Source organism: Lactobacillus sp. W8093 (assembly GCF_016100925.1).
GTDB classification, from domain to species: Bacteria; Bacillota; Bacilli; order Lactobacillales; family Lactobacillaceae; genus Lactobacillus; species Lactobacillus helsingborgensis.
Map to the genome: position 1 here is coordinate 18,617 of NZ_JACFRL010000008.1, position 11,037 is coordinate 29,653.

Annotated in this window: 11 protein-coding genes; all 11 read right to left on the minus strand. The window is 37.1% G+C overall.

The genetic code is table 11. The features are described from left to right. Positions 1-66 precede the first annotated feature (66 nt). Positions 67-1,917, minus strand: coding sequence for a molecular chaperone DnaK (gene dnaK / locus H3T47_RS06555; RefSeq protein WP_199282939.1), 1,851 nt, complete (start codon positions 1,915-1,917; stop codon positions 67-69). Between the two features lie 18 nt (positions 1,918-1,935). Further along, positions 1,936-2,523, minus strand: a complete 588-nt coding sequence (grpE, locus tag H3T47_RS06560) for a nucleotide exchange factor GrpE (RefSeq protein ID WP_046327221.1) — start codon at positions 2,521-2,523, stop codon at positions 1,936-1,938. Between the two features lie 12 nt (positions 2,524-2,535). After that, positions 2,536-3,585: a heat-inducible transcriptional repressor HrcA gene (gene hrcA / locus H3T47_RS06565; protein WP_199282940.1), complete on the minus strand. Its 1,050-nt coding sequence runs from the start codon at positions 3,583-3,585 to the stop codon at positions 2,536-2,538. 135 nt (positions 3,586-3,720) lie between these two features. Further along, positions 3,721-4,653: a riboflavin biosynthesis protein RibF gene (ribF, locus tag H3T47_RS06570; RefSeq protein ID WP_199282941.1), complete on the minus strand. Its 933-nt coding sequence runs from the start codon at positions 4,651-4,653 to the stop codon at positions 3,721-3,723. Between the two features lie 18 nt (positions 4,654-4,671). After that, a complete protein-coding gene (gene truB, locus H3T47_RS06575) occupies positions 4,672-5,565 on the minus strand; it encodes a tRNA pseudouridine(55) synthase TruB (protein ID WP_199282942.1) in 894 nt (297 codons plus the stop codon). Positions 5,566-5,609: 44 nt separating this feature from the next. Then, the gene (locus H3T47_RS06580) at positions 5,610-5,972 is read right to left on the minus strand and encodes a ribosome-binding factor A (protein WP_038522947.1); all 363 of its coding nucleotides are present in this window, start codon (positions 5,970-5,972) and stop codon (positions 5,610-5,612) included. 20 nt (positions 5,973-5,992) lie between these two features. After that, the gene (gene infB, locus H3T47_RS06585; protein WP_199282943.1) at positions 5,993-8,629 is read right to left on the minus strand and encodes a translation initiation factor IF-2; all 2,637 of its coding nucleotides are present in this window, start codon (positions 8,627-8,629) and stop codon (positions 5,993-5,995) included. 4 nt (positions 8,630-8,633) lie between these two features. After that, positions 8,634-8,945, minus strand: a complete 312-nt coding sequence (locus H3T47_RS06590; RefSeq protein WP_046327224.1) for a ribosomal L7Ae/L30e/S12e/Gadd45 family protein — start codon at positions 8,943-8,945, stop codon at positions 8,634-8,636. A gap of 2 nt (positions 8,946-8,947) precedes the next feature. Continuing rightward, positions 8,948-9,244 (minus strand): RNase P modulator RnpM, encoded by a 297-nt coding sequence (gene rnpM / locus H3T47_RS06595; protein WP_109918474.1) that lies wholly within the window; start codon positions 9,242-9,244, stop codon positions 8,948-8,950. A 17-nt stretch (positions 9,245-9,261) separates the two neighbouring features. After that, positions 9,262-10,506: a transcription termination factor NusA gene (gene nusA, locus H3T47_RS06600; protein WP_199282944.1), complete on the minus strand. Its 1,245-nt coding sequence runs from the start codon at positions 10,504-10,506 to the stop codon at positions 9,262-9,264. 18 nt (positions 10,507-10,524) lie between these two features. Next, positions 10,525-10,998, minus strand: a complete 474-nt coding sequence (gene rimP, locus H3T47_RS06605; RefSeq protein ID WP_199282945.1) for a ribosome maturation factor RimP — start codon at positions 10,996-10,998, stop codon at positions 10,525-10,527. Positions 10,999-11,037 lie beyond the last annotated feature (39 nt).

Genomic DNA, 11,037 nt, shown 5'->3' on the forward strand with positions numbered 1-11,037 from the left:
ACTTTACAAAAGAAAAGAACTACTTTTCTTGGCAGTTCTTTTCTAATTTATTCAATTATAAACCCTTTACTTATCTGGGTCTACCTTATGAAACTCGCCTTCGCCTGCGGAACCGCTACCTGAATTGCCATCTTGTGAACCAGGATTTTGTGGTCCGGCTTGACCTTGTGCACCTTGAGCCCCACCATTAGCTTGGTACAATTTGACTGCTAGGTCTTGAGCAACTTTGGATAATTCATCCTTCTTAGACTTCATTTCATCCAAATTGTTGTCTTTTTGTGCCTTCTTCAAAGCATCAACTGCGTCTTGTACTTTCTTGGTGTCGTCATCAGATACTTTACCTTTAACATCTTTGAGAGTCTTTTCAGTGGAGAAGATTAATTGGTCAACTTCGTTACGTAAGTCAACTTCTTCTTTCTTCTTCTTATCCTCTTCAGCATGTTCTTCAGCTTCTTTTTGCATCTTCTTAATTTCTTCATCAGATAAACCGGATGAACTCTTGATGGTAATCTTTTGTTCTTTACCGGTTCCCATATCCTTAGCAGAAACATTAACGATACCGTTCTTGTCAATATCAAAAGTAACTTGAATTTGTGGCACACCACGAGGAGCTGCTGGAATATCAGTTAATTCGAAACGACCTAAAGTCTTGTCATCAGCAGCCATTGGACGCTCACCCTGCAATACGTGCACGTCAACAGCTGGTTGATTATCAGCAGCAGTAGAGAAGATTTGACTCTTGGAGGTTGGGATTGTCGTGTTCTTCTCAATTAACTTGGTAAATACACCACCCATAGTTTCAATACCAAGTGAAAGAGGAGTTACATCAAGTAAAACAACGTCCTTAACGTCACCAGAAATGACGCCACCTTGAATAGCAGCACCTAAAGCAACAGCTTCGTCTGGGTTAATTGAGTGATCAGGTTCTTTACCAGCCCACTTCTTAACAGCTTCTTGCACAGCAGGAATACGAGTAGAACCACCGTTTAAAATAACCTTGTCAATATCATTAACTGTTAATTCAGCATCTTTTAACGCATTGTCAAACGGAATCTTAGTCTTATCAACTAAGTCAGAAGTTAATTCATCAAATTTTGCCCTAGTTAAGTCAGCTTCTAGGTGTAATGGACCAGATTCGCCAGCAGAAATGAATGGTAATGAAATATGAGTTGAAGATACACCAGAAAGATCTTTCTTAGCCTTTTCAGCAGCATCCTTTAACCTTTGTAAAGCCATTTTATCTTTAGAAAGGTCAACACCGTTTTCATCTTTAAAGTTCTTAATCAACCAATCAATAATCTTGTTATCGAAGTCGTCACCACCAAGGTGAGTATCACCATTAGTTGAAAGAACTTGGAATACACCGTCACCTAATTGCAAAACGGAAACATCAAAAGTACCACCACCAAGGTCGTAAACTAAAACTTTTTCGTCTTCAGCATCTTTGTCAAGACCATAAGCAAGGGAAGATGCAGTAGGTTCGTTAATGATTCTCTTAACATCAAGGCCAGCAATTTTACCAGCATCCTTAGTAGCTTGACGTTGGGCGTCATTAAAGTATGCAGGAACTGTAATAACGGCTTCTGTTACTTTTTCACCTAAATAATCCTCGGAGAATTTCTTGATATACTGCAAGATCATTGCTGAAATTTCTTGCGGAGTGTACGCTTTATCTCCAATCTTTACCTTATAATCAGCTTCACCCATGTGGCGCTTAATTGAAGAAATAGTATTAGGATTGGTAATTGCTTGTCTCTTAGCAACTTCACCGACTTGAATTTCTCCATCCTTGAAAGCTACTACTGAAGGAGTTGTCCGATTTCCTTCTGGGTTAGTAATAATTTTTGGTTCCTTACCCTCAAGAACAGCAACCGCTGAGTTGGTAGTTCCGAGGTCAATTCCGATAACTTTTGACATTGATATGCTTCCTTTCAATTATTGTGCTACAACAACCATTGCTGGTCTTAAAGTACGATCTTTGTATAAATAACCTTTTTGCAAAACTCGCACAACATGATCTTTTTGATCGTCATTTTCAGCCGCAACTGTTTGAACAGCTTGGTGTAAATTAGGATCAAATTTTACACCTTCAGCTGTAATTTCACTAATTCCGTGATCTTTCATCGCTTTAACCAGTGAATCAAGGGTCATTTGTACACCCTTTTTAAGTTGCTTTGATGCTTCGTCATCAACTTTGGTAGCTAAAGCTCTTTCTAAATTGTCCATTGCTGGCAGAACATCTTTGGCTAAAGACTGTGATTCATATTTAATAAGCTGCGCTCTCTCGTTATTATAACGGTTTTGCATATTTTGCATTTCTGCTTGACTGCGCAAGAACTTATCTTCAAGATCATCTTTTTCCGCCTGTAACTTAGTCAATTTTTCTTTAATTTTTGTTTCTGAAGTTTCAGGCTTCGTTTTCTTGTTAGCCTCAGATTTTGAATCTGTTTTTGGTGACTGGGTTTTTTCAGAATGACGTTGATTTTCATCTACGTCTTTTTTGGTTTTTTCTTCCTTACTCAAGGCTAACCTCCTTTATTTAAATCTACCATAATATTCAAGCAACTTTTTTGCTAACTCGTTTCTAAAGTATTCAAGGAGTCCTATTACTTGTGAATATGGCATGTTATCAGGTCCAAGTAAAGCTATTATGCCTTTGCCATGTGAGCCGACACTGTACTCAGCTGTAAGCAGACTGTAATCTTTTAACAAGTCATTTGAAAGTTCAGAGCCTAAACTTACTTTTACTGGGTACCTATCACTTTTTAAACTTGTTTCACTATTCAAAATACTTGAAATCAAATCATTGTGCTCAATCAACTCATATAATGAACGTAAATTAGAAACATCGCTTAAAGAAATATTATTGAGCAAATTAATCTGACCATCAACGTACATTTGCTCACTAGCAGCATCACTAATAACATCTTTTACCAATTCAATTAATTCGGCAACATGACTAACTTTAAGTTTTTTACCTAAAGTTTGTTCCAGAAATTCAGGTGTCACTTCGCTTAAAGTTTTACCTGCCAATTCATCGTTAATCATTCGAACGGCACGTTCAATCTCATCACCATGAACATTATATGGTAATGTATAGACTTGATTATGAACATCACCGTCACTAGTTGCTAGAATGGCCATTATTTGTCTACTAAAAAGCGGGACTATCCTAAACCCAGAAATAGTTAAATCACTATTTTCAGGTCCTTCCGCAAAAGCAGTGTAATTAGTTAAATCAGACAAAATTTTGGCAGCTTCCTGCACAATGTCATTTACCTGATGAAATGGCTGATCTAGCTGATTAATGATTCTCTTATAAACAGAAGAAGATATTTGTAAGGGCTCTACCAATTTATCAAGGTAGTACCTGTACCCTTCAGTAGAAGGAACACGACCACTTGACAAATGGGTTTTTTCGATTAAGCCCTTTTCTTCTAAAACTGCCATTTCATTGCGAATTGTTGCGCTCGAAACTTTAATTGGCAACTGATTCATGACTGTTTTTGAACCAACAGGATCATGTGTCTGCGTGAAATCATTGATAATTGTTTTTAAAATTAATTCTTGACGTTCGGTCAACATAAATATCGCCCTCACTTTTAGCACTCAATCTTCTCAGGTGCTAACAATTATTATGATACTAGCTTTTAGCAGAATGTCAAGCTGAGTGCTAACTTTTTTATTAAAAACCGTTATCTTTTAAGTCTGATAATATAATTACTTATGATTTGCAAAATAATTTTTAATTTCTGACTCGTCCTGACTCATCTGCTCTTTTAATTCCTTCAAACTATCAAACTTAATTTCGCCACGGGTATACTTATACCATTTAATTAGCATTTCCTCATCATAAGCTTCTTGATCAAAACCAAATAAATTTGATTCAATATATAGTTTTTGACCATCATTGATAGTGACATTATAACCAACACTTGTCATAGAGTCATACCATTTCCCTCTAATCTTAGTTTTGGTGGCATAAACTCCTACTTTAGGGACTACTTTTTTGGGCTTCCAAATTAAATTTGCCGTTGGATAGCCTAATTTATGACCATTGCGCAGCCCATGTCCAATATAGCCAGACATTAGATAAGGAAAACCTAACAATTTAGCTGCTAATTCCATTTCTCCAGCACTGATCGCTTTTTTTATTTCTGTTGAACCAATTTTTTCTCCGTCATAAGACTGTTTCGGGACATCAACTATAGCAAATCTGCCTTGAGCAAATTCAGGGAAGTTTTTCATATTGGCTATATTTTTGGGCCCATAGGTATAGTCAAAGCCGGCAACGACAGTATCAGTGCGCAATTTAACAATGATTTCGTCCACAAATTCTTGTGGCGTCAGCTGGCAAAATGCGTTATTAAAGTGCATTACTAATAAATAATCGACATTAAGCTTTTGCATTTTATATGCCTTTTCCGACAAGGTATCAATGTAGGTAACGTTTTTATTTTGATAAATTTCTTTGGGGTGGCGATCAAACGTCATCACAACAAGAGGTAAATGTTTTGCTTGTGCCTTTTTTTTAGCAGCTTCTATTATTTCTTGGTGTCCCCGATGAACGCCGTCGAAAAAACCCAAAGCAAGAACTATTTTCTGGGGGAAGATATTTTTCTTAATGGGATATGTTAAATGGATTATTTCCATAATAAGACCTTCATTCACTTATTCATTTTGTAAAAGCATTAAATAAGGGCGATACATGGTACCATCTTTCTGATAAATTGCCTTAACGCTATTATTGTACCGTAATGCCACCTTTTTTGCATTCGTTTTCAAGGAAATAGCAGCGCCATTTTTGACCTTAGTCCAATCCGTTTCACCGAGATCAGAGTGACTATAGTCCTTGAAAAAAGCATCTAATGGCTGAATAAATTCAGTGACGTGTTCAGGATGCTCAATTATTGTAGACAATTTAACTGCCTGCTCCAAATCAAAACCCGAACTTGCTGTACGTCTTAAAGTCTTCATCACTGCTGGTACACCCAGCTTAGTTCCCAGATCATTAACTAATGACCTTACATACGTACCCTTACTACATTCTATTTGAAAACTAAAAGTTTCTTGTCCTTTTTCGTCATCAAAAAATGGTTCACGTTCAAGTTCATAATTAGTGATATGCACTTTTCTCTTAGGTCGCTCAACACTTATGCCGGCTCTGGCATATTCATAGAGATGTTTCCCATTCACTCTCACCGCAGAGTAGATTGGCGGCACTTGCTCGATTTCTCCGATAAATTCCTGCATTGCTTTTTTAATTTCCGTTGCCGCAATTTTTTGAGTGAGTTTCTGAGAGCTTAATATTTTCCCACTAGTGTCACAACTATCAGTAGAAAATCCTAAAATTCCTTGCCCAACATATTTTTTATTTTGTTGATGCATTAGTTCAATTAATTTTGTAGCCTGGCCAATTGCAATGGGCAATACACCTGTGACATCTGGATCAAGAGTCCCAGCATGACCAATTTTTTTAATGTGCAACACCTTGCGTAAATGATAGACAACATCTGCACTCGTCATGCCCTGATCTTTATCTATCACTAAAATACCGTTTATCATTATGTTTACCTTAACCATGAAAAAAGCGCCCAACAGCGCTTTTCTTACTTATTACGATTTGCATCCTGCTTTTTTACTTCAGCGATCAATTGATCAATTTTACTACCATATTTAACCGAATTATCTCTTTTAAAAATCAGCTCCGGAACTTTGTAAACAGTTAGGACTTGACCTAAAAGGTGTCTCATCATTCCTTTAGCCTTATTCAATCCGGCAGCAGCTTCTTCTTCTTTTTTAGAATCTTCTGTAAGAATGCTGTAGTAGACGGTAGCGTAAGACAGATCATTAGTACATTCAACCGCTGTGATTGTAACATCATTAACTCGTGGATCACGAATATTTTTGCGCAAAATTTTCGTTAATTCACGGAGGATTTCTCCTTCAACACGACCAATTCTGTGTTTCATGTTTTTCCTCCTAGTTAATCTTACTCAGGTTTAACTTCCTGCTTTTCAACCGCTTCTAATTCATCACCAATTTTAATATCATTATAGTTCTCGATGGTTAGACCACAGTCAAAACCTTGTTTGACAACTTTGGCATCATCTTTAAACCGTTTTAGAGAAGCCACTTTACCAGTATAGATAACTACACCATCACGAATTAGGTTAACTGTAGAATCTTTAGAAACATAGCCTGAGTCCACAAAAGCACCGGCAATTGTTCCTACTTTAGAAACCTTCCAAGTCTCGCGTACTGTTAAATTACCGACAACCTTATCTTCATAAGTTGGCTCAAGCATACCCTTCATGGCAGCCTTGACATCATCAATAGCTTTATAAATTATACTGTAAAGACGAATATCAACGCCATCGGCTTCTGCTTGTGACTTGGCAGTAGCTGTAGGTCTGACGTTAAAGCCGATGATGAACGCATTTGAGGCACCTGCTAAAGTAACATCTGATTCGTTAACCGCACCAACGCCGGCATGAATAATATTAACACGAACACCTTCAACTTCGATCTTTTCAAGTGACTGTTGCAATGCTTCAGCTGAACCTTGTACGTCAGCCTTTAAGACAACGTCAACTTCTTTCATGTTTTCTTTCTTCATGGTGTCAAACAAATTATCAAGGGTAACATGCTGTACATTTTCACGGGATTGTTGCAATGCCTGTTGTGCCCTTTGCTCACCGACACTTCTTGCCGTCTTTTCATCGTCAAAGACTACAATTTTATCAGCTGATTCAGGCACATCGTTCAAACCAGTAATTTCTACTGGCATTGAAGGAGTAGCTTTTTCAACTTGGCGTCCGCGATCATTAGTCATCACTCTGACACGACCAAAGCGATTACCAACAACAATAGGATCACCTACTTTTAGAGTTCCTTGTTGAACCAGAAGGTCGGCAACAGGCCCCCGGCCACGAGAAAGTCGTGCTTCAATAACTGTTCCGATTGCTTTTTGTTTAGGATCGGCTTGCAATTCCATAACGTCGGCTTGCAATAAGATCATTTGCAGCAATTCATCAACATTTTCACCTGTTTTAGCAGAAATATTGACAAAAATAGTGTCTCCACCATAACTTTCAGGAATTAAATTGTATTTCATCAACTGTTCAGTGACGTGCTCTGGATTAGCCCCAGGAACATCCATCTTGTTGATTGCAACAATAATTGGCACCTTGGCACTTTTAGCGTGATCAATTGCTTCAATAGTTTGTGGCATTACACCGTCATCAGCTGCAACAACCAATACCACAATATCAGTTATTTCAGCACCACGTTCACGCATGTTCGAGAATGCAGCATGTCCTGGAGTATCTAAAAATGTAATAGGTTGGTTATCAACTCTTACTTGATAAGCACCAATTTTTTGAGTGATACCACCTGCTTCATGTGCAGAGACGTGCGTATGACGCAAACGATCAAGTAAAGTAGTCTTACCGTGATCAACGTGACCCATAATCGTAACTACAGGTGGACGTTTGATCTGGTGCTTAGATTCCTTAGAAGCAGCCATTCTCTTATCATAAAGAGTATCAATATCTGAAATATCTTCATGAACTTTTTCTTTTGCATTAATATTGTATTCAGCTGCTACTAATTCAATCGCATCTTTATCAAGTGATTGATTTTGATTTGTCATCACTCCCAACATAAATAGTTTTTTAACTATTTCAGCTGGTTCCCGGTGCAATATCTTTCCTAGATCTTGGGCATTCATCCCTACTTCATAAACTAATGTTTCTGGTAAAGGACGTTCTTTTCTTTGCGTAGGCTGCTTTTTAGGAACTTGTTCAAACTGCTTTTTCTTATTCTTACGCTTATGTTTTTCTTGGTGCTTAGTATAATTATTTGCACCATAAGCTTGATTTCTACCCTTTCTGCCAGGTTTACCAGAATTGCGACCATGACCATTACCACGACGCTTTTCTTCTTTTGCTGGTTCAGGAGCTGCAGTAGTATCTAATACTTTCTCTTTATGAACAGTATTATTATCTTGCTGCTTCTTCATTCTTGCTGGAGAAGGTTTGATAATCTTAGGACCTGTCACTTTAGGAGTGGTAGTTTCTGATTTGACAACTTTATTTTCTTTTTCGGGCTTTGAAACAGTTTTTCTGCCTTCATTGCTGGTCTTTTTATTCTGCTCATTACTATAAGATTTTTGAGCTTTTTCAGTTTGACGGTTTAACGTATTTTCTTCAACTCGCTGTTTTTGTTTTAGTTGTTTAAGCAGGTCTTGTGCGACCGGCTTAGAGGCTTTTTGGCTAGGATTTGATCGTTGTTTATTGCGGTCTTGCCCCTGCCTTGTCCGGTTATTTGCTCTATGCTGATTATTTCTTCTATTATTTCTGTTGCCATTATTTTCTTCATGCTTTTTTTCATTTTTGCGTATTGAGGTAACAGAAATTTTAATTTTACTACTCTTTTTTGCAGGTTTTTCTTGCTTTTTCGCGGGAGCGGAGCTACGGAAACTACCCTTTATTTGATTTACCTGTGAATCTTCAAGTGATGACATATGATTTTTAACATCGAAACCAAGTTCTTTAGCTTTATTAACGACAGTTTTATTATCGATGCCTAATTCTTTTGCCAATTCATAAATTCTTGTTTTAGTCATCAAATCACACTCCTTCATTAATTTTTTGTAATAATGCTTTGCAGAAACCGATGTCAGTTATTCCTAAAACCTTACGTTTTTTACCAATTGCTTGTGAAATTTCCGTACTATTAAATTCTGTAATAACAGAAACTTCATATTTTTGAGCCAAATTAGTAATTTTCTTGCTTGTGTCAGTTTGACTGTCTTGAGCGAGAATAACCAGTTTAACTTTTGCGGCTTTAACACCCATTGAAACAACTTCAAAGCCGGAAACTAATTTACCAGCTTTTTGACTTAATCCCAGCAAATTTAATGCTTTTTGTCTATTTTGCAAATTTAATTATCACCAAACAATTCTTTTCTAGCTTTTTGATGATCAACGTATGAATATAGCTCGTCATAAAATTCTGCTGGAATCTTAGTTCCTAAACTACGTTCAATAAGTCCTTTTTCTTGAGCATTTTTTATTTGATCAGGATCTAGAGAAACATAAGCTCCACGACCCGGTTTCTTACCAGTTGGATCAACCGAGACATTTTTCTCTTTGTCAACTACGATGCGCACCAATTCTTTTTTTGGTTGCATAGTATCTGTTAACAGATCTTTTCTCATCGGAATTTTTCTCTTTTTCAAAAAGCTCACCTCTTATGCTAATCTTCAGTAGAATCTACTGTTTCCTCATCTGTGGCTTCTTCATGTTCATCCGGAACTTCTGCTTCTTCAGATGTTAATTCTTCATTAGTATTTTCATCATCTACAGCATCATCTTGTACTTCAGGTGAAACAGTATCATCAGTGGTAGAATTTTCAGCTTCTTTGTTCTCCTCTTCTGCTTGGGCACTGCTTTCATCAACAAATTCTACTTCAGACTCTGGTCTGATATCAATTTTATAACCAGTTAATCTAGCTGCCAAACGAACATTTTGACCTTTTTTGCCAATTGCCAGCGATAATTGATAATCAGGAACAATGACTAAAGCACTCTTTTCATCATCTTCATCTCCAAATTGCACAGCAATTACTTCCGCAGGATTAAGAGCATTGGCAATATAGTCAGACGGATCATCTTCATATTTGACTACATCAATATTTTCACCGTCAAGTTCGTTCACAACATTTTGTACCCGCGCACCTCTTTGACCAACACAGGTACCGACAGGATCAATATTAGGGTCATTAGATTTTACCGCAATTTTAGTTCTGTCTCCAGCTTCACGAGCAATCGAAACTATTTCAACCGTGCCATCATATATCTCAGGCACTTCTTGTTCAAACAGTCTCTTGACCATATCCGGTGCAGTCCGTGAAACCGTAATTTGCGCACCCTTAGAATCAGAACCAACGTGAGTTACCAATACACGAATTTGATCTTGAGGATTATAAACTTCACCGGGCATTTGATCATTTCGAGGCATTACTGCTTCAACATTACCAATTTTAACATAAACGAAACGATTATCACGTCTTTCAACAGTACCTGTAATTAATTCGTCTTCATATTGAGAATATTCATCAATGATATGATTTCTTTCAGCTTCTCGCAAATGTTGCATGATAACTTGTTTAGCAGTCTGTGCAGCTATCCGGCCAAAGTTTTTAGGTGCGACTTCGAATCTAATTTTATCACCAAGTTCATAAGCCCTATTGATGGTTAAAGCATCCTTTAAACTAATCTCCAATCGTTCATCATGAACTTCTTCAACGACAGTTTTTTCGGTCATTAACTTAAAGTCGCCTCTGCGCTCATCAAACTCAACTATCACATTAGTAGCTTGATTATAATTTTTCTTATATGCCGCTACTAGCGCTGCTTTGATGGCCTCAACAATCACATCCTGTTTGATACCTTTTGTCTTTTCTAAAGTAGCAAACGCCTCAAGCATTTCTTTAGACATAAATTTTAATCAACCTTTCTAAAACTCAATTGCAAATCTAATATTCGCAATTAATTTACGGGGAAGCGATAAAACTTTTTTCCTAGTTTTAACTTTAACAATAAGTTCGATTTCGCTGTCAGTGAATGACTTTAAAGTTCCCTCATATTCTTTTTGTTTTTCAACTTTCTGGTAAAGATTGACATGAACATATTGATTTAGAGCCTTTTTCCAATCAGCTGCAGTTTTTATTGGTCTTTCAATACCAGGAGATGATAATTCCAATACGTATGGATCTGGAAAAGGATCTGGTTGCAGCTGGTCGAGTTTAGCTGAAATTAATTCACTTAAGGCTGCAATTTCATCCATATCAATGCCATTCTCACGGTCAACGTAAATTCTTAAATAGTTTTTACCTTTTTCATTAACGTATTCAGTATCCACAAGTTCATCATTGCGCTTTGCAATAATTGGTCTTATCTCATCAAGAACAAAATCTTTAACTTTCGCCAAGTACTTTCCTCCGTAATAAAAAGAGTGAGCAGAACTGCT

Excerpts from the sequence above, each read along its gene's own strand:
- ribF (WP_199282941.1), bottom strand. The coding sequence starts at position 4,653 with ATGGAAATAATCCATTTAACATATCCCATTAAGAAAAATATCTTCCCC.
- nusA (WP_199282944.1), bottom strand. The coding sequence starts at position 10,506 with ATGTCTAAAGAAATGCTTGAGGCGTTTGCTACTTTAGAAAAGACAAAA.
- hrcA (WP_199282940.1), bottom strand. The coding sequence starts at position 3,585 with ATGTTGACCGAACGTCAAGAATTAATTTTAAAAACAATTATCAATGAT.
- infB (WP_199282943.1), bottom strand. The coding sequence starts at position 8,629 with ATGACTAAAACAAGAATTTATGAATTGGCAAAAGAATTAGGCATCGAT.
- truB (WP_199282942.1), bottom strand. The coding sequence starts at position 5,565 with ATGATAAACGGTATTTTAGTGATAGATAAAGATCAGGGCATGACGAGT.
- dnaK (WP_199282939.1), bottom strand. The coding sequence starts at position 1,917 with ATGTCAAAAGTTATCGGAATTGACCTCGGAACTACCAACTCAGCGGTT.
- H3T47_RS06580 (WP_038522947.1), bottom strand. The coding sequence starts at position 5,972 with ATGAAACACAGAATTGGTCGTGTTGAAGGAGAAATCCTCCGTGAATTA.